We start from the raw sequence: 19087 nt of genomic DNA, 5'->3' as shown, positions 1-19087 counted from the left end.
TTCCATTAAATGCCTGAGCCGGGTGGCGGCGTTGCCTTACCCGGCCTACAGAAGAGGATGTTTAGCCGCCGTGCAGACGACGCGCGTCAATCACATCCGGCACCTGATTCAGTTTGCCGAGTACGCGGCCCAGCACCTGAAGGTTATAGATTTCGATAGTCATATCGATGGTGGCAAGCTGCTCGCGGGTATCGCTGCGGCTGGCAACGCCCAGCACGTTGACCTTCTCGTTGGCGAGAATGGTGGTGATGTCGCGCAGCAGGCCGCTGCGGTCGTTGGCAGTGACGCGCACCACCAGCGAGTAACCCGCCGAGTAGCTCTCCCCCCAGACGGCTTCCACGATACGTTCCGGCGCATGCGATTGCAGCTCTGCAAGCTGATCGCAGTCGGAGCGGTGAATCGAGATGCCACGCCCCTGGGTGATAAAGCCGACAATATCGTCTCCCGGGATCGGCTGGCAGCAGCGGGCAATATGGTGCATGAGGTTACCCACCCCTTCAACCACCACGCGGCCATTGTCCTTGCTGCGCTGCTGCGGAGCGTAGGTTTTCTGCTGGAGCTGTTTCAGCGCCGCCGCATCCTGCTCCGCTGCGCTTGGCTTGTTGAACTGCGCTTGCAGGAAGTTCACCATCTGGTTCAGGCGGATATCGCCGCCACCAATCGCCGCTAACAGTTCGTCGAGCTCGTTGAAGTTGTAGCGTGGCAGCAGGAACTTCTCCGCCTCTTTCAGGCTTATCCCGATATGTTCCAGCTCGTCGTCCAGGATCTGACGACCGGCAAGGATGTTCTTGTCACGATCCTGCTTGCGGAACCAGGCGTGGATTTTAGAGCGCCCACGGCTGGTGGTAACGTAACCGAGGTTCGGATTCAGCCAGTCGCGGCTTGGGTTTGGCTGCTTCTGGGTGATGATTTCAATCTGATCGCCCATCTGGAGCTGGTAGGTAAACGGTACGATACGTCCGCCGATCTTCGCCCCGATGCAACGGTGCCCCACATCGCTGTGGATGTGGTAGGCGAAATCGAGCGGCGTGGAGCCTGCCGGCAAATCAACAACATCCCCTTTCGGGGTAAAGACGTAGACGCGATCGTCGAAGACCTGACTGCGCACTTCGTCGAGCATTTCGCCGGAGTCGGCCATCTCTTCCTGCCACGCAATCAGCTTACGCAGCCAGGCGATACGGTCCTCGTGACCGGAGCGACCGCCGCCGGAGGTACCCTCTTTGTATTTCCAGTGCGCCGCCACGCCCAGCTCGGCGTCTTCGTGCATCTGTTTGGTACGGATCTGAATTTCCACCGTTTTGCCGCCAGGGCCGAGCACCACGGTATGAATAGACTGATAGCCGTTTGGTTTGGGGTTGGCGACGTAGTCATCGAACTCATCCGGCAGATGGCGGAAGTGAGTATGCACTATCCCCAGCGCGGCATAGCAGTCCTGGAGACGCTCTGCCACGATACGTACGGCGCGCACGTCAAACAGCTCGTCAAAGGCGAGATGTTTCTTCTGCATTTTGCGCCAGATGCTGTAGATGTGCTTCGGACGCCCGTAGACCTCGGCGCGCACATTCTCCTCTTTCATCGACTGGCGCAGCCCGCTGACAAATTCCTCGATATAGTGCTCGCGGTCAATGCGGCGTTCGTGCAGCAATTTTGCAATGCGTTTGTATTCCGCCGGATGCAGATAGCGGAAGCAGTAATCTTCCAGCTCCCACTTCAGTTGCCCGATACCGAGACGGTTCGCCAGCGGCGCATAGATATTCGTACACTCTTTAGCGGCCAGGACGCGCTCGTCTTCCGGCGCATCCTTCACTTCACGCAGATGGGCAACCCGTTCGGCCAGCTTGATCACCACGCAGCGGAAATCATCTACCATCGCCAGCAGCATGCGACGGACGTTATCCACCTGCTCGGAAGAGACAGAGTCCGTTTGCGCGGCTTTAAGCTGACGAATGGCTGCCATGTCACGCACGCCGTGGATAAGCGCCACGACGGACTGGCCGACGCTTTCACGCAGGACGTCTTCCGTCACCACGTCGGCGTCCGCCAGGGGGAACAGCAGTGCGGCCTGTAGCGTTTCGATATCCATGTTCAGCATGGAGAGAATTTCAACCATCTCCACGCCGCGCCACAACAGCAGTTCAGCGTCCGGATGCCCCTGCGTTGTGCGTAAACAATAGGCCCAGGTTTCGGTTAAGCGTTCACACGACTGCTGGCTGGAAATCCCCAGACTTGCGATCCATTTTTGAGGGTCAAACTCACCAGCTTTATTTAAATGTGCACTTCTTACCGCAACCATCGTCCTCTCCTTTAGGGACAAGGGCCTGTCGAAGTCGACAAGCCAAACTCATTAGATGTGCTCGAACAACACCATCGATTCCAGATGACCAGTGTGCGGGAACATGTCCAGCATTGCCAGACGTCGAATCTGGTAACCCCCGCTCAATAATGCTTCGCTGTCACGGGCAAGCGTCGCCGGGTTACAGGAAACATAGACCACGCGTTCAGGCGCGAGTTTAATTATATGCTGCATCACGCCCGGCGCACCTGCGCGCGCCGGGTCGAGCAGGATCTTATCAAAGCCCTGCTTAGCCCACGGTTGCTGAGTAACATCATCCTCAAGATTTTGATGAAAGAATGTCACATTTTGCAAGCCGTTCTGTTGGGCGTTTTCCTGGCCTTTCACCACCAGCGCCTCAACGCCTTCCACCCCGACCACGCTTGCTGCTTTGCGGGCCAGCGGCAGGGTAAAGTTCCCCATACCGCAGAACAGATCGAGCACCCGGTCAGTGGGCTGTACGTCCAGCCACGCCAGCGCGTTCGCCACCATCTGCTGGTTCACGCCGTCGTTAACCTGGATAAAATCCCGCGGGCTGAACGTTAAGCGTAGCCCGTCTGACGCATACCAGGGCGCTTCTCCGCTGACCTGCTCAAGTATCTCGCTTTGCGGCGCGAGGAAAAGCGCAAGCTCATGAGAATGCGAAAAGCGTTCCAGTTTTTCGCGATCTGCCTTTGACAGCGGCGCGGTGTGGCGCAGTACCATCAGCGGGCCACTGTTGGCCAGCACCAGTTCGACATGGCCCAGCGAACGCACGCCATCCAGCGATGCAAGACAGTGGTGCACGTCCGGGAGCAACGCCTCAAGATGGGGCACCAAAACAGGGCACTGCGTGACAGAGACGATATCGCTGGAGCCGGCTTTGCGAAAACCCATCTCCAGCCGCTCGGTTTTGGACTGGTAGCTGAGGCTCAGCCGAGCGCGGCGACGGTAGCCCCAGGGCCGATCGGCAATGATGTCATTCACGTCGTGTCCGACCAGGCGGGCCAGCGCGCTGCTTTTACTTTTTTGCTGTAATTCTGTGCTGGCATGCTGTTGCTGGCAGCCACCGCAGACGCCAAAATGGGGGCAGCGAGGCATCACGCGCTCCGGGCTATCATTAAGACGGCGCTTGACCTGACCGCGCGCATACTGACGTTTTTCTTCCGTCAGCGTAATATCTGCGCGTTCTCCTGGCAGCAAACCTGTGATAAACAGTGTCTTACCCTTGTGACGCGCCACCCCCTGTCCAAAAGGATCGAGGTCCGTGGCTTCAACAGTTATGATCTGACGCGTCGTCACGCGTCGTTTTGCAGAGTAGAATTGCGCCATCGCCGAGATTGTTCTCAAATAAACATAATTAGCCTGATTGTCCCATAACGGAACTCCATGACCAACTACAGCCTGCGCGCGCGCATGATGATTTTGATCCTCGCTCCTACCGTTCTCATCGGTTTGCTGCTGAGCATTTTCTTTGTGGTGCATCGCTATAACGATTTGCAGAGACAGCTTGAAGATGCCGGGGCCAGCATTATCGAACCGCTGGCCGTCTCCAGCGAGTACGGTATGAACCTGCAAAACCGTGAATCCATTGGTCAGTTAATCAGCGTGCTGCACCGCCGTCATTCAGAGATTGTGCGCGCCATTTCCGTTTACGATGAGCATAACCATCTGTTCGTCACCTCGAATTTCCATCTGGATCCCACGTCGCTGAAAATCCCGGATGGTACCCCCTTCCCGCGTCACCTTACGGTGTTGCGGCGCGGCGATATCATGATCCTGCGCACGCCGATTATCTCCGAAAGCTATTCACCCGATGAATCCGCCCAGTCCGATGCGAAGTCCAGCAATAATATGCTGGGATATGTGGCGCTGGAGCTGGATCTTAAGTCGGTACGGCTCCAGCAGTACAAAGAAATATTCATCTCCGGCGTGATGATGCTGTTCTGTATCGGCATCGCGCTGATCTTCGGCTGGCGACTGATGCGCGACGTCACGGGGCCTATCCGCAACATGGTGAATACCGTTGACCGGATCCGCCGGGGTCAGCTCGACAGCCGCGTGGAAGGCTTTATGCTCGGCGAGCTGGATATGCTGAAAAATGGCATCAACTCAATGGCGATGTCGCTGGCGGCTTATCACGAAGAAATGCAGCACAACGTTGACCAGGCCACCTCTGACCTGCGCGAAACGCTGGAGCAGATGGAGATCCAGAACGTGGAGCTGGATCTGGCGAAAAAACGTGCGCAGGAGGCGGCACGTATTAAGTCTGAGTTCCTGGCGAACATGTCGCACGAGCTGCGCACGCCGCTGAACGGGGTGATTGGCTTCACCCGTCTGACGCTCAAAAGCGAGCTGAACCCGACCCAGCGTGACCATCTGCATACCATTGAACGCTCAGCCAACAACCTGCTGACCATTATTAACGACGTACTGGACTTCTCGAAGCTGGAAGCGGGCAAGCTGATTCTGGAGAGTATTCCCTTCCCGCTGCGCAGCACGCTGGATGACGTGGTCACGCTTCTTGCCCACTCATCGCATGATAAGGGTCTGGAACTGACGCTCAATATTAAAAATGATGTGCCGGATAACGTTATTGGCGACCCGCTGCGCCTGCAACAGGTCATTACCAATCTGGTGGGCAACGCGATTAAGTTCACCGAGAGCGGCAACATCGACATTCTGGTCGAAAAAAGGGCGCTCAGTAATAACAAAGTCCAGATTGAAGTGCAGATCCGGGATACCGGCATCGGTATTCCGGAGCGCGATCAGACGCGTCTGTTCCAGGCTTTCCGCCAGGCCGATGCGAGCATTTCCCGTCGTCACGGCGGAACGGGCCTGGGGCTGGTGATCACCCAAAAGCTGGTGAAAGAGATGGGAGGCGATATCTCCTTCCACAGCCAGCCTAACCGGGGCTCAACCTTCTGGTTCCATATCAACCTTGATCTTAACCCGAACGTGCAGACCGACGGCCCGGTCACCGGGTGCCTGAAAGGGATGCGTCTGGCCTATGTGGAACCGAACGCCGCGGCGGCGCAGTGTACGCTGGATGTATTAAGCAGCACGCCGCTGGAGGTAATCTACAGCCCGACCTTCTCCGCGCTGGCGAACGATCATTACGATATCCTGTTGTTGGGGATTCCGGTGACGTTTACCGGAGAACTGACCATGCAGCAGGAACGCCTGGCGAAGGCGGCCTCAATGACGGACTACCTGCTGCTGGCGCTGCCGTGCCACGCCCAAATCAACGCCGAAGAGCTGAAAAACGACGGAGCGGCGGCGTGTCTGCTGAAACCCCTCACCGCCACACGGCTGTTACCTGCGTTGACCGAATATTGCCGTCTGACGCATCAGTCCCTGCCGCTGGAAAACGACGAACATAAGCTGCCGATGACGGTGATGGCCGTGGACGACAACCCGGCGAACCTGAAGCTGATTGGCGTGCTGCTTGAGGATCAGGTTCAGCATGTTGAGCTGTGTACCAGCGGCGCCGAAGCCGTGGAACAAGCCAAACAGATGCAGTTCGACCTGATCCTGATGGATATTCAGATGCCGGGCATGGATGGCATCCGCGCCTGCGAGTTGATTCGCCAGCTTCCGCACCAGCAGCAGACGCCGGTGATTGCCGTGACGGCGCACGCGATGGCGGGGCAAAAAGAGAAACTGCTGGGTGCGGGCATGAACGATTATCTGGCGAAACCGATCGACGAAGAGAAGCTGCACAGCCTGCTGCTGCGCTACAAGCCGGGGCACATTGGCGGGACATACACCATTACAGCTGAATCGCCGGAGATCAGCGTTAACCAGAATGCCACGTTTGACTGGCAACTGGCGCTGCGCCAGGCGGCAGGCAAACCCGATCTGGCCCGCGATATGCTGCAAATGCTGGTGGACTTCCTGCCTGAGATCCGTAACAAGGTTGAAGAACAGCTGGTGGGTGAAAACCCCGAAGGACTGCTGGAAGCCATTCATAAACTGCACGGCAGCTGCGGCTACAGCGGCGTACCGCGGTTGAAAAATCTCTGCCAGTTGCTTGAACAGCAGCTCCGCGCGGGTACGCCAGAATCCGATCTCGAACCGGAGTTCCTGGAGCTGCTGGACGAGATGGACAACGTGACGCGGGAAGCAATGAAGGTGTTGGGGAGCTAAGACCAAAGCCCGGTGGCGCTTCGCTTACCGGGCCTACAGGAGCACGAACGTTAACGCGACATCCCCTGCCCCATCTTTATCACCGCCGCAATATTCCTTGCGGCCAACTGTACATTCTGTTGCGCATTTTCCAGCGCATCCTCCAGCGAGCAGATGGTGTAGATCACGCTGAATACGGCATCCAGTCCATGCTCATGCACCACGCCAACATCCGCCGTCAGGCTGCCGGCAATGCCGATAACTGGCTTGTTATAGCGTTTCGCGACTCTCGCCACGCCAACGGGCACTTTGCCGTGGATCGTCTGGCTGTCGATACGCCCTTCGCCCGTGATCACCAGATCGGCGTCCGCGACCTGTTCATCAAGATGCAGGGCATCGGTGACAATCTCAATCCCCTGACGGAGCTGTGCGCCGCAAAATGCATACAGCGCCGCCCCCATTCCGCCAGCCGCACCGCCGCCCGCCAGGTTTAAGACGTCAATATCCAGATCCCGGGCGATAATTTTTGCGTAATGCGCCAGCGCGTTGTCCAGCGTCCTGATCATCTCCGGCGTCGCCCCTTTCTGCGGACCAAATACCGCAGAAGCGCCTGTCTCGCCGATCAGAGGGTTGGTTACATCGCAGGCCACTTCAATTCGACAGTCTGCCAGCCGCTTATCCAGCCCGCTAAGATCGATATGCGCAAGGCTTGCCAGTTCGCCGCCGCCCGGCCCTACGGGCTGCGCTTTCGCATCCAGCAGTTTTACGCCCAGCGCCTGCACCATGCCTGCGCCACCGTCATTGGTCGCGCTGCCTCCAATGCCAATAATGATATGCTTAACGCCCGCATCCAGCGCATGACGGATCAGTTCCCCGGTTCCCCAGGAGGTGGTGATTAACGGGTTACGCTTTGCGGGAGCAACAAGCTCCAGACCGCTCGCTGCCGCCATCTCGATAAAGGCGCTTTTCCCGTCTCCGGATAACCCGAAAAACCCTTCCACGCGTTCACCCAAAGGCCCGGTAACGGGAACATGGACAAGACGCCCATGCGTGGCTGCCACCATCGCTTCCACCGTCCCTTCGCCACCATCGGCAACCGGTAATTTGACATAGTCCGCTGACGGGAAAATGTCGCGAAAACCGACCTCTATCGCTGTCGCCACCTCCAGCGCGCTCAAGCTTTCCTTATACGAGTCCGGAGCGATAACAATTTTCATAAGCCATCCTTACGCATGTTAGTTACGTTAAGCATACACCACGTAAGGGACCACTCATGGGAGCGGTCCCAATGCGCTTATCGTACCATGCACGGACGTTTATTGTCGAATGTCCACTCTGGGATCAGGTATTGCATCGCCAGCGCGTCATCACGCGCGCCCAGGCCGTGTTTCTGGTACAGCTCATGCGCTTTCATGACCTGGTCCATATCCAGTTCTACGCCCAGACCCGGCGTAGCAGGAACCTGTACCATACCGCCTTTGATTTCAAACGGCTGTTTGGTCAGGCGCTGGTTGCCCTCCTGCCAGATCCAGTGGGTGTCGATGGCGGTAATGTTGCCCGGCGCGGCAGCCGCCACGTGGGTGAACATCGCCAGCGAGATGTCGAAGTGGTTGTTGGAGTGCGAGCCCCAGGTCAGGCCGAACTCATGGCACATCTGCGCCACGCGAACCGAGCCCTGCATCGTCCAGAAGTGCGGGTCTGCCAGCGGAATGTCCACCGATTGCAGCGAGAGCGTGTGCCCCATCTGACGCCAGTCGGTCGCGATCATGTTGGTGGCGGTTGGCAGCCCGGTGGCGCGACGGAACTCCGCCATCACTTCACGTCCGGAGAACCCCTGCTCTGCACCGCACGGATCTTCCGCATAGGCCAGCACGCCTTTAAGCTGCTTACCGATTTTTATCGCCTCATCAAGCGACCAGGCACCGTTCGGATCCAGCGTGACGCGCGCCTGCGGGAAGCGCTTCGCCAGCGCGGCGATCGCCTCTGCTTCTTCTTCACCCGCCAGTACACCGCCTTTCAGCTTGAAGTCATTAAAGCCATATTTTTCATACGCGGCTTCCGCCATGCGCACCACCGCGTCCGGGGTCATCGCTTCATCGTGACGCACACGATACCAGTCGCATTTTTCGTCCGGCTGGCTCTGGTACGGCAGCGGGGTGAGTTTGCGGTTGCCGATAAAGAACAGGTAGCCGAGCATTTCCACTTCGCTGCGCTGTTGGCCGTCGCCCAGCAGGGAGGCGACATTGACGCCAAGATGCTGGCCCAGCAGATCCAGCATCGCGGCTTCAATGCCCGTGACCACATGGATAGTGGTGCGCAGATCAAACGTTTGCAGACCACGGCCACCCGCATCACGATCGGCAAAGGTCGTACGCACGCGAGTCAGCACATTTTTGTACTCGCCCAGCGTTTTACCCACCACCAGCGGAATGGCGTCCTCCAGCGTTTTACGGGTCTTCTCCCCGCCCGGGATTTCACCGACACCGGTATGCCCTGAGTTGTCCTTGATCACCACAATATTACGGGTGAAGAACGGCGCATGGGCGCCGCTCAGGTTCATCAGCATGCTGTCATGTCCCGCGACAGGAATGATCTGCATGGAGGTGACTACAGGGGTAGAAAATGTGCTCATCGTTCGATCCTCTTATCAGTGACGTCCAAATACAGGGCGCTTACGGTCAAATGTCCAGCCGGGGATAAGGTACTGCATCGGGCCTGCGTCGTTGCGCGCGCCGCCCGGCAGTTTTTTATACGCTTCATGCGCCTTGTGGATCTGATCCCAGTCAAGCTCCACGCCCAGCCCCGGCGCATCCGGTACGGCAATTGTGCCGTTTTTGATTTCAAGTGGATTTTTGGTCAGGCGCGCTTCGCCTTCCTGCCAGATCCAGTGCGTATCGATGGCGGTCGGGTTGCCCGGCGCCGCCGCGCCAACGTGGGTAAACATCGCCAGCGAAATGTCGAAATGGTTATTGGAGTGGCAGCCCCAGGTGAGCCCCCAGTCATCGCACAGCTGCGCCACGCGCACCGCGCCGGAAAGGGTCCAGAAGTGCGGGTCCGCCAGCGGTATGTCCACCGCATTCAGCATCACCGCATGGCCCATTTCACGCCAGTTGGTGGCGATCATGTTGGTCGCAACCGGCAGCCCGGTAGCGCGGCGGAATTCGGCCATCACCTCGCGGCCAGAAAATCCCTGCTCGGCGCCGCACGGATCTTCCGCGTAGGTCAGCACGTCGCCCAGCCCTTTGCACAGCGCGATAGCTTCATCCAGCAGCCAGGCGCCGTTCGGATCGACGGTGATGCGTGCCTCCGGGAAGCGTTTTTTCAACGCGCGCACGCTGTCAATCTCCTGCTCGCCGGGCAGAACGCCGCCTTTCAGCTTGAAGTCTTTGAAGCCGTAGCGATCCTGCGCCGCCTCTGCAAGGCGTACCACCGCCTCGCCAGAGAGCGCCTCCTGATGACGCAGGTGATACCACTCGTGGCTGCCCGGCGAGCGTTCCAGATACGGCAGATCGGTTTTCGTCCGGTCGCCAACGTAGAACAGATAGCCCAGCACCGTTACCGCATTACGTTGTTTGCCTGGCCCCAGCAGTTCGCAGACCGGCACGTTCAGCGCCTTGCCCAGTAAATCGAGGAGGGCCGCCTCCAGCGCCGCCACCGCGTTAACGCGCAGTTCAAACGTCCAGGCGCCTTTGCCGAAGGTATCAAAATCCGCCGACTGGTTACCCTTATGCACCCGCTGAACCACCTTGTTCAGGCGGGCGACCTCCTGCCCAACCACCTGCGGGATGGCGTCGACCAGCGTCTGGTAAATCACCTCTCCGCCAGGCGCTTCCCCGACGCCGGTATTCCCTGCGCTGTCGGTCAGCACCACAATGTTGCGGGTGAACCAGGCGTTATGCGCGCCACCAATGTTGAGCAGCATGCTGTCCTGCCCCGCCACCGGAATGACCTTCATCTCCGTCACGATCGGGCTTGATTGCGTTGTCATCATCCGCGCTCCCCAACAGGTTTCAGTTCGATTCGTTTGATGTCACCCACCAGCACCAGATAACTGAGTACCGCCACCAGCGCATGGACGCCTACATAAATCAGCGCGCCGTTGAAGGAGCCAGTGGTGCCGACGATGTAACCGATAGCGATTGGGGTGACAATGCCGGAAATGTTGCCAAACATGTTGAACAGACCGCCGCTCAGGCCGCTGATCTCTTTCGGCGCGGTATCTGCCATCACCGCCCAGCCCAGTGCGCCAATGCCTTTACCGAAGAAGGCCATCGCCATAAAGCCGATAATCATCCACTCCGCGCTGACGTAGTTACAGAACACCATGGTCATGGAGAGCAGCATGCCGAGTACGATTGGCGTTTTACGCGCAATATTCAGCGAACCGGTACGACGCATCAGCCAGTCGGAGATGACCCCGCCAAGCACCCCACCCACGAAGCCGCAGATGGCCGGCACGGAGGCGACAAACCCCGCCTTCAGAATCGACATCCCACGCGCCTGCACCAGGTAAACCGGGAACCAGGTGATAAAGAAGTAGGTTAAGGCGTTAATGCAGTACTGGCCGAGATAGATACCGATCATCATTCGTGAGCCGACGAGCTGTTTGATCTGCCCCCATTTCTGGCTGAACGGAACTTTAGCTTTCTGGGTTTTCTGATCCATGTTGATCAGCGCCCCACCTTCAGCAATGTAGTCCAGCTCTTTCTTGTTCACGCCCGGATGCTGGTTTGGTTCGTGGATCACTTTCAGCCAGATGAAGCTGATGACGATCCCCAGCCCGCCCATGAAGAAGAAGACGTGCGACCAGCCCACTTCGTGCGTCAGCCAGCCCATGATTGGCGCGAAAATAACCGTCGCAAAGTATTGCGCCGAGTTAAAGATGGCTACCGCCGTTCCCCTCTCCTGCGCCGGGAACCAGGCGGCCACAATACGGCTGTTGCCAGGGAACGATGGCGCTTCCGCTAAGCCCACCAGGAAGCGGAGGGTAAAGAGCGCAATGATAATGCCGAAGCCGCTGAAGATATCCACGAAGCCCTGTAACAGGGTAAACATCGACCAGATGAAAATGGACCAGAAATAGACCCGTTTTGAACCAAAGCGGTCCAGCAGCCAGCCGCCAGGGATTTGGCCGATTACGTAGGCCCATGAAAATGCGGAGAAAACATAACCCATACCTACCGGATCAAGTCCGATGTCCTTTGCCATCTCAGAGCCGGCAATGGATAACGTGGCACGGTCGCCGTAGTTGAAAGAGGTGACGATAAACAGCATCACCACTATCCAGTAGCGGGCGTTGGTGCGCTTCTCAGCGCTGCTCGCCGCGTGGCTTAATGTACTCATTGTTGCACTCCTGAAACATAGCTTTCGCCTGGTTCATTCTGTACAGCACCTGTAGGGTAATCAGAATGAGAGATTTGTGTTTGGTTTTGGTACGGCCAGAAGCCGTTTTATAGTGACGGGAAAAGTATATGAAGGAGTGCCTCTTCACCTCACCGTGCAAAAACACAGTATTGAAGGGCATGAGGGAGGTTGTTTAGGGCATAAGCCCAGAGGAGTGGAAGGTGGTTCACGGAAATGGCGTTTGGGGCGGGGTGTAATGCCGGGTGGCGGCTACGCCTGACCCGGCCTGGCATTGGTATAGCGCAGGGTTATTTAAGCAGCGTTGCCCAGTGCTCGACCCACGGGTTTGATTCGCTTTCTGGCTCAGGGTGTTCACCCGCATCAATCAGCAACATCTCTCCGACGCGCTGAGCACGCTGTTCCTGCAACAGCGCGTCGAACTGCTTACCGCCGCCGCAGAAATTAGCGTAAGAGCTATCGCCGAGGGCGATGATGCCATAGTGAACATCTGGCTGATAGCCAAGCTGGTCTTTAATGCCCTGGAAAAGCGGGACGATGCTGTCCGGCAGATCGCCCTGCCCGGTGGTGGAGGTCACCACCAGGATGTATTTATCTTTATACTTTTCCCAGTCCGCCAGCTCCGGATCTTCATAGACCGTTGCTTTATGGCCCTGGTTTACGAGGATTGCTTCCGCTTCCTCCGCCACCAGCAGCGAGTTGCCGTACATCGTGCCGACAAAAATGCCTACTTCAGCCATGCTTTGCTCCCGTAATTATTGCGCTTGCTGTTCATCCTGAACGTTGCCTGCGGCAAACTCAACCCTTTCATTTTCGGGGAGTTGTCCCAGCCAGCCAAACTGTGACAGCGCCTGCATCCAGACCTCGTCCAGCCCCGCGCGAATAGTCAGCGGTTCGCCGGTAAACGGGTGCGTCAGGCGTAGCTCGCTGGCGTGCAGCATCAGCCGGTTACAGCCAAAGTGCTCTGCCGCGCTGCGGTTCTGGCGCAGATCGCCGTGCTTGCTGTCGCCGATAATCGGGTGGCGCAGGTGCGCAAGGTGACGGCGAAGCTGGTGCTTGCGCCCGGTTTTGGGCAAAAGCTCAACCAGACTGTATCGCGTGGTCGGAAATTTGCTGGTCGCCACCGGCAGTTCTGTGGTCGCCATACCGCGATAGTCGGTCACCGCAGGCTGCGGGCCTTTATCTTCGCGGGCAAATTTATCGGCGATTTTATCCAGTTCCTCCACCAGCGGATAATCAAGCGTGGCGGAATCCGTCAGCCAGCCACGCACGATGGCGTGGTAGCGCTTTTGCATCTGGTGCTGCTCAAACTGCTGCGAAAGCAGTCGACCCGCCTCACTGGAAAGCCCCATCAGCAGAACGCCAGAGGTTGGCCGATCCAGACGATGAGCAGTAAAGACGTGCTGACCGATCTGATCGCGCACGGTTTGCATGACCACCACTTTCTCATCGCGATCGAGCCAGCTACGGTGCACCAGCCAGCCGGACGGTTTATTCACCGCCACTAACCACTCATCCTGATAAAGGATCTCAAGCGTCATGCATCGTCACCGGCGAAAAGCGCATCGAGCTTTTCCAGCTCCACCAGCATCATGGCACGCGCCGGGTGGGTCGCTTCCAGCGCCATTTCGTAATAGGGAGAGACGGCAAAAGACGCGGGCAACGCGTGACCACCTTCCAGCAGCGCGTGCATACGCGGAATTAAGACCCACTGGAGCCACTCGAACGGGGCCAGCGTATCCAGACAAAACGGTTGGGTGCTGGCGAACGCGTCTGGCTGCGGCGCGTTATCCTGCCACAGCTGATGCTGGCGCATAAGGGCTTCGATGGCGTGCAACTGCGCACGAACGTTGTCATAATGCGACATATATACCTCAACTGAAAAACGGAATGGCGCGAAGCATAGCATTGCGGAAGACAGAAATAAAAAAAGGGAGCACTGTAAAAACAGTGCTCCCGGTTCGTTTCGCAGCATTCCAGCTACAATACGTGCTCCCTGCTCATCCGTGACAACTTTTCCTGATGCCCGAAGGCCTGGTCATCCCTTTACCTTTTGCTTCCTGCTCACATCGTCCTGATGTGTAGGTTTCATCCTGAAACGTCCTGGCCATCCTGACCCACCGACCATCCTGACCGGCTCTCGTTCTCCTTCCTGGAGGTGTCCCTTACGCATCCTGCGTGATCCACTTTGCTTCATCCTGAGGCCTTCCTGCGGCGTCATCCTGACGTGTCCCTGGTAAGAAACGCCATCATCCTGATGTTCGTTTCTCGTGTCGGCATCCTGTCGACACAGATAGAATCCGCTATTCTGCTTCGTCTTACAACCCACCTTGTAAGCAATGTAAGCCAGGCGAAACGGGGGATTCCCTTTCAGAAAACCACTAACCTGTTGAAAGAAAAGTTAATATTAATCTGAAATTCCTAAGGCAACTCTAATTGTTTCGGCGATGTCTCACAGAGCGTGTAAGAGATCTCTCACACGTCCAGTAGCATCATGGATTACAGAAGCGGCTCAATTTGAGTAAGAAAATCCGCAAGTGAAGGCGCGAGAACGTCGCGATTGCGGGTGCCGAGCGTCTCTTTGATGACCTCGCCAGACAGGTTGCAGACAGAAATGACGTCCAGTTCACTGTCGAGCGTCGCAATAAAAAGAGTCGGAGAGAGCTTAAGGCGTTTTTGCGTGACCAGGTGACCAATGAGGTTTTCCTGAACGCGTTGCAGATCGTCTTCGCTCCAGGTTTGCAGCAGCGTCAACGGCTGTCCTGCAAAACATGCAGTCATATCCCCGGCAAACTGCGTGGTATAAAATGCATGAAGCGCAGGTTGTATCACAATGTCCATCGCGCGTTCAACCGCATTTACATTGTGCTCGCCCGTGAACGGTTTCGGTTGCCAGATAACGTAATCATCCTGCGAAGCGATAATGCACGGTGACGGCACGCCATATAAGTCAGTACTTTGCGGCCACGTCCCCCGCTTTTCATGCCAGGCATCGCAATAGCGGGTCGTGAAGGACGTCAGGGCATTCGCAGTTTCGATATCCACCGATTTCTCTCTTCTTGTAAGACAGGATAAACTCAGCCCATAAGTGTACCTGTAAAGTGGCTATGAAACATGTCTTACGAAAATCATCAGGCGTTAACGGGCTTAACGCTGGGTAAATCGACCGATTACCGCGACACCTACGATGCAAGCCTGTTGCAGGGCGTGCCGCGCAGTCTGAACCGCGATCCGCTCGGGCTGCACGCTGACGCGCTGCCGTTTGTCGGCGGCGACATCTGGACGCTGTACGAACTCTCCTGGCTGAATGCGCGCGGTCTGCCGCAGGTGGCCGTGGGCCACGTCGAGCTGGATTACGCCAGCGTAAACCTGGTCGAATCCAAGAGCTTTAAGCTCTATCTCAACAGCTTTAACCAGACCAAATTCAACAGCTGGGACGAGGTGCAACAGACGCTTGAACGTGATTTAAGCGCGTGCGCGCAGGGGAACGTAACCGTCTCGTTATACCGTCTGCATGAGCTGGAAGGACAGCCTGTCGCCCATTTCCACGGCACCTGCATCGACGATCAGGACATTGAGGTGGAAAGCTATGAATTTAGCACCGACTACCTGGAAAACGCGGCGGGCGGAAAAGTGGTCAACGAGACGCTGGTCAGCCATCTGCTGAAATCCAACTGCCTTATCACCCATCAGCCGGACTGGGGCTCGGTACAGATCCAGTACCGCGGCCCGCAGATTGACCGTGAAAAGCTGCTGCGTTACCTGGTGTCATTCCGTCATCACAACGAATTCCACGAGCAGTGCGTGGAGCGCATCTTCAACGACATCCAGCGTTTCTGCCAGCCCGAAAAGCTGAGCGTTTACGCCCGCTACACCCGTCGCGGCGGTCTGGATATCAATCCGTGGCGCACCAATACCGATTTTGTGCCTGCCACCGGACGGCTGGTGCGCCAGTAAGATAAATATTTTCACAATATGCGGGCGGTATTCCGCCCGAAGTGTTGTGAAACGTCATAAGCCAGGGCTATTGTAATCAACAGGGAAAGACGATAATCGTCCCATAAGGAGCTCACTTGATTACACATATTAGCCCGCTTGGCTCTATGGATATGTTGTCGCAGCTGGAAGTGGACATGCTTAAACGCACCGCCAGTAGCGACCTTTATCAACTGTTTCGTAACTGTTCACTTGCCGTACTGAACTCCGGAAGCCTGACCGACAACAGTAAAGAGCTGCTGTCCCGCTTCGAAAGTTTTGATATCAACGTGCTGCGCCGCGAGCGCGGGGTGAAGCTGGAAGTGATCAACCCGCCGGAAGACGCTTTTGTCGACGGGCGTATTATTCGCTCACTTCAGGCCAACCTGTTTGCCGTGCTGCGCGACATTCTGTTTGTTAACGGACAGATCAGCAACGCCGGACGATTCCAGCATCTTGACCTGGAAAGTTCCGTTCATATCACCAACCTGGTCTTCTCCATTCTGCGTAACGCCCGCGCCCTGCACGTGGGCGAAGCGCCGAACATGGTCGTCTGCTGGGGTGGTCACTCCATTAACGAAACCGAATACCTGTATGCCCGCCGCGTGGGGACGCAGCTCGGCCTGCGCGAACTGAATATCTGTACCGGTTGCGGTCCTGGCGCGATGGAAGCGCCAATGAAAGGCGCGGCAGTAGGTCACGCGCAGCAACGCTATAAAGAAGGCCGTTTTATCGGCATGACCGAGCCGTCGATCATCGCCGCTGAGCCGCCTAACCCGCTGGTTAACGAACTGATTATTATGCCGGATATCGAAAAGCGTCTTGAGGCGTTTGTCCGTATCGCGCACGGCATCATCATCTTCCCGGGCGGCGTAGGTACGGCGGAAGAGCTGCTTTATCTGCTCGGGATCCTGATGAATCCGGCCAACAAAGATCAGGTTCTGCCGCTGATCCTGACCGGCCCGAAAGAGAGCGCCGACTACTTCCGCGTGCTGGACGAGTTTATCGTGCATACGCTGGGCGAAGACGCGCGCCGTCACTACCGCATTATTATTGACGATGCCGCAGAAGTGGCCCGTCAGATGAAAAAAGCGATGCCGCTGGTGAAAGAGAATCGTCGTGATACCGGGGATGCCTACAGCTTTAACTGGTCCATCCGTATCGCACCGGATCTTCAGATCCCCTTCGAGCCGTCGCATGAGAACATGGCGAACCTCAAACTCTATCCGGATCAGCCGGTGGAAGTGCTGGCTGCCGACCTGCGTCGCGCCTTCTCTGGCATCGTGGCGGGGAACGTGAAAGAGGTGGGGATACGCGCAATTGAAGAGTTTGGCCCGTATAAGATCCACGGTGATCCGGAGATGATGCACCGCATGGATGATATGTTGCAGGGCTTTGTCGCTCAGCACCGCATGAAGCTTCCAGGCTCTGCCTATATTCCGTGTTACGAAATCATCAAGTAAAGCGACATTCCTCTCCTCTCAAGCCGGATCGTCATCCGGCTTTTTTATTCGTGTTGCAATTCATAGCGATCTTCAATGTTATTAACAAATCTGACGCCTGCGCAAACGATTACCTCGTTTTTGAAACCGTAAATAATCAGTCTTAATCGAAATTACCCGCCAGAAAATCCTAAAATCCCATTTCTTTACAGCGAAAGACACCTATCTCGCGGGTCGACCTTTTCGAAAACATGTCGTTAATGGTAGCCTTCGCGCCCGTAAATTCTTTTTGATGTTTTTTTAACAGATAAATGGTCTAAAGATACCCACATCACAAGTGGATTATTGCATTTGGGATCGCGATCACTGATAGATTCATAACTAGAATGTATCTTTCCGCCCGCCAATAGTTACGGGCAAAAATTATTAAAAAACCGTCACTGAACGAATTTCATATTACCGTCAGGCGCTTTTTCATCGGATTTGACTAAAAACCTGACAATTTGCTTCCTCAGGAGATACAGATGGAAACCACTCAAACCAGCACCGTTGCTTCGATTGAATCCCGAAGCGGTTGGCGCAAAACGGATACCATGTGGATGCTTGGCCTGTACGGCACAGCAATCGGCGCTGGTGTACTGTTCCTTCCTATCAACGCAGGTGTCGGCGGTATGATCCCGCTGATCATCATGGCCCTCATCGCCTTCCCGATGACCTTCTTTGCGCACCGAGGCCTGACCCGCTTCGTGCTGTCCGGTAAAAACCCGGGCGAAGATATCACTGAAGTCGTTGAAGAACACTTCGGCGTCGGCGCAGGTAAGCTGATTACCCTGCTCTACTTCTTCGCGATTTACCCGATTCTGCTGGTGTACAGCGTTGCTATCACCAACACCGTAGAAAGCTTTATGATGCACCAGCTTCAGATGACCCCGCCGCCACGTGCGATTCTGTCCCTGATCCTGATCGTCGGTATGATGACCATCGTGCGCTTCGGCGAGCAGATGATTGTGAAAGCGATGAGCGTGCTGGTGTTCCCGTTTGTTGCGGCTCTGATGGTGCTGGCTCTGTACCTGATCCCACAGTGGAACGGCGCTGCGCTGGAAACCCTGTCTCTGAGCAGCGCATCCACGACCGGCAACGGTCTGCTGCTGACCCTGTGGCTGGCGATCCCGGTGATGGTGTTCTCCTTCAACCACTCGCCAATCATCTCTTCCTTCGCAGTAGCGAAGCGTGAAGAGTACGGCAATGGCGCAGAGAAGAAGTGCTCCAGCATCCTGGCTCGCGCGCACATCATGATGGTACTGACCGTAATGTTCTTCGTGTTCAGCTGCGTGCTGAGCCTCTCCCCGGCGGATCTGGCGGCGGCGAAAGAGCAGAACATCTCTATTCTGTCTTACCTGGCAAACCACTTTAACGCACCGCTGATTGCGTGGATGGCGCCGATCATCGCAATTATAGCCATCACCAAATCCTTCCTGGGCCACTACCTGGGCGCACGTGAAGGCTTCAACGGCATGGTGATTAAATCTCTGCGTGGTAAAGGCAAGACCATTGAAATCAACCGTCTGAACAAAATCACTGCGCTGTTCATGCTGGTGACCACCTGGGCGGTAGCCACCCTGAACCCAAGCATTCTGGGCATGATTGAAACCCTGGGCGGCCCAATTATCGCGATGATCCTGTTCCTGATGCCGATGTACGCGATTCAGAAAGTGCCTGCGATGCGTAAATACAGCGGCCATATCAGCAACGTGTTCGTTGTTGTGATGGGCCTGATTGCCATCTCCGCTATTTTCTACTCGCTGTTCAGCTAATACCTCCTGCGCCGTCTGCGGACGGCGCACTTCTCCCCTCTGACTGAAGCAATGGA

At 56.5% G+C, this 19087-nt stretch carries 14 protein-coding genes; 4 read left to right on the top strand and 10 right to left on the bottom strand.

All coding sequences use genetic code 11. The annotated features are described in order from the left end of the window. Positions 1 to 61 precede the first annotated feature (61 nt). A complete protein-coding gene (gene relA / locus SK58_RS06640; RefSeq protein WP_003862722.1) occupies positions 62 to 2293 on the bottom strand; it encodes a GTP diphosphokinase in 2232 nt (743 codons plus the stop codon). A gap of 51 nt (positions 2294 to 2344) precedes the next feature. Beyond that, the gene (gene rlmD, locus SK58_RS06635; protein ID WP_023295343.1) at positions 2345 to 3643 is read right to left on the bottom strand and encodes a 23S rRNA (uracil(1939)-C(5))-methyltransferase RlmD; all 1299 of its coding nucleotides are present in this window, start codon (positions 3641 to 3643) and stop codon (positions 2345 to 2347) included. Between the two features lie 57 nt (positions 3644 to 3700). Here rlmD and barA point away from each other — a divergent pair, with 57 nt between their 5' ends. Next, positions 3701 to 6460 carry a two-component sensor histidine kinase BarA gene (gene barA / locus SK58_RS06630; protein WP_048219559.1) on the top strand — a complete coding sequence of 920 codons (2760 nt, stop codon included), beginning with the start codon at positions 3701 to 3703 and terminating at the stop codon, positions 6458 to 6460. Between the two features lie 50 nt (positions 6461 to 6510). Here the strand turns inward: barA and SK58_RS06625 are convergent, their stop codons facing one another. From SK58_RS06625 to syd, 8 genes are all read right to left on the bottom strand, one after another. Next, positions 6511 to 7656 carry a glycerate kinase gene (locus SK58_RS06625; RefSeq protein ID WP_048219557.1) on the bottom strand — a complete coding sequence of 382 codons (1146 nt, stop codon included), beginning with the start codon at positions 7654 to 7656 and terminating at the stop codon, positions 6511 to 6513. Between the two features lie 77 nt (positions 7657 to 7733). Continuing rightward, complete coding sequence (gene gudD / locus SK58_RS06620; RefSeq protein ID WP_048219556.1) at positions 7734 to 9071, bottom strand: glucarate dehydratase; 1338 nt, start codon at positions 9069 to 9071, stop codon at positions 7734 to 7736. Between the two features lie 15 nt (positions 9072 to 9086). Beyond that, positions 9087 to 10427 (bottom strand): enolase C-terminal domain-like protein, encoded by a 1341-nt coding sequence (locus SK58_RS06615; RefSeq protein ID WP_045333289.1) that lies wholly within the window; start codon positions 10425 to 10427, stop codon positions 9087 to 9089. After that, the gene (gene gudP, locus SK58_RS06610; RefSeq protein WP_003862734.1) at positions 10427 to 11782 is read right to left on the bottom strand and encodes a galactarate/glucarate/glycerate transporter GudP; all 1356 of its coding nucleotides are present in this window, start codon (positions 11780 to 11782) and stop codon (positions 10427 to 10429) included. Before gudP ends, SK58_RS06615 begins: the two co-directional genes overlap by 1 nt. Positions 11783 to 12090: 308 nt before the next feature. Next, entirely contained in the window at positions 12091 to 12540 is a 450-nt protein-coding gene (locus SK58_RS06605) for a flavodoxin (RefSeq protein ID WP_032619131.1), read from the bottom strand. 15 nt (positions 12541 to 12555) lie between these two features. Then, positions 12556 to 13341, bottom strand: coding sequence for a tRNA pseudouridine(65) synthase TruC (truC, locus tag SK58_RS06600; protein ID WP_015571733.1), 786 nt, complete (start codon positions 13339 to 13341; stop codon positions 12556 to 12558). Beyond that, positions 13338 to 13667, bottom strand: coding sequence for a YqcC family protein (locus SK58_RS06595; protein ID WP_032649340.1), 330 nt, complete (start codon positions 13665 to 13667; stop codon positions 13338 to 13340). The genes truC and SK58_RS06595 overlap by 4 nt, the downstream gene beginning before the upstream one ends. Before the next feature lie 632 nt (positions 13668 to 14299). After that, positions 14300 to 14845: a SecY-interacting protein gene (gene syd / locus SK58_RS06590; protein WP_032619128.1), complete on the bottom strand. Its 546-nt coding sequence runs from the start codon at positions 14843 to 14845 to the stop codon at positions 14300 to 14302. A 69-nt stretch (positions 14846 to 14914) separates the two neighbouring features. Here syd and queF point away from each other — a divergent pair, with 69 nt between their 5' ends. From queF to SK58_RS06575, 3 genes are all read left to right on the top strand, one after another. Further along, the gene (gene queF / locus SK58_RS06585; protein ID WP_015571734.1) at positions 14915 to 15757 is read left to right on the top strand and encodes an NADPH-dependent 7-cyano-7-deazaguanine reductase QueF; all 843 of its coding nucleotides are present in this window, start codon (positions 14915 to 14917) and stop codon (positions 15755 to 15757) included. 116 nt (positions 15758 to 15873) lie between these two features. Next, complete coding sequence (gene ppnN, locus SK58_RS06580; protein WP_017382837.1) at positions 15874 to 17238, top strand: nucleotide 5'-monophosphate nucleosidase PpnN; 1365 nt, start codon at positions 15874 to 15876, stop codon at positions 17236 to 17238. 503 nt (positions 17239 to 17741) lie between these two features. Continuing rightward, positions 17742 to 19031: an HAAAP family serine/threonine permease gene (locus SK58_RS06575; protein WP_003862749.1), complete on the top strand. Its 1290-nt coding sequence runs from the start codon at positions 17742 to 17744 to the stop codon at positions 19029 to 19031. The last annotated feature ends 56 nt before the right edge of the window (positions 19032 to 19087 follow it).

The organism is Enterobacter sp. BIDMC93 (genome assembly GCF_001037805.1).
GTDB classification, from domain to species: domain Bacteria; phylum Pseudomonadota; class Gammaproteobacteria; order Enterobacterales; family Enterobacteriaceae; genus Enterobacter; species Enterobacter hormaechei_C.
This window is presented reverse-complemented; position numbering and strand designations above follow the sequence as displayed.

Bases quoted from the DNA above. Each gene is read 5' to 3' on its own strand.
- SK58_RS06615 (WP_045333289.1), bottom strand. From the start codon at position 10,427: ATGACAACGCAATCAAGCCCGATCGTGACGGAGATGAAGGTCATTCCG.
- SK58_RS06595 (WP_032649340.1), bottom strand. From the start codon at position 13,667: ATGTCGCATTATGACAACGTTCGTGCGCAGTTGCACGCCATCGAAGCC.
- SK58_RS06575 (WP_003862749.1), top strand. From the start codon at position 17,742: ATGGAAACCACTCAAACCAGCACCGTTGCTTCGATTGAATCCCGAAGC.
- relA (WP_003862722.1), bottom strand. From the start codon at position 2,293: ATGGTTGCGGTAAGAAGTGCACATTTAAATAAAGCTGGTGAGTTTGAC.
- SK58_RS06605 (WP_032619131.1), bottom strand. From the start codon at position 12,540: ATGGCTGAAGTAGGCATTTTTGTCGGCACGATGTACGGCAACTCGCTG.
- queF (WP_015571734.1), top strand. From the start codon at position 14,915: ATGTCTTACGAAAATCATCAGGCGTTAACGGGCTTAACGCTGGGTAAA.
- gudD (WP_048219556.1), bottom strand. From the start codon at position 9,071: ATGAGCACATTTTCTACCCCTGTAGTCACCTCCATGCAGATCATTCCT.
- truC (WP_015571733.1), bottom strand. From the start codon at position 13,341: ATGACGCTTGAGATCCTTTATCAGGATGAGTGGTTAGTGGCGGTGAAT.
- rlmD (WP_023295343.1), bottom strand. From the start codon at position 3,643: ATGGCGCAATTCTACTCTGCAAAACGACGCGTGACGACGCGTCAGATC.
- SK58_RS06625 (WP_048219557.1), bottom strand. From the start codon at position 7,656: ATGAAAATTGTTATCGCTCCGGACTCGTATAAGGAAAGCTTGAGCGCG.
- barA (WP_048219559.1), top strand. From the start codon at position 3,701: ATGACCAACTACAGCCTGCGCGCGCGCATGATGATTTTGATCCTCGCT.
- gudP (WP_003862734.1), bottom strand. From the start codon at position 11,782: ATGAGTACATTAAGCCACGCGGCGAGCAGCGCTGAGAAGCGCACCAAC.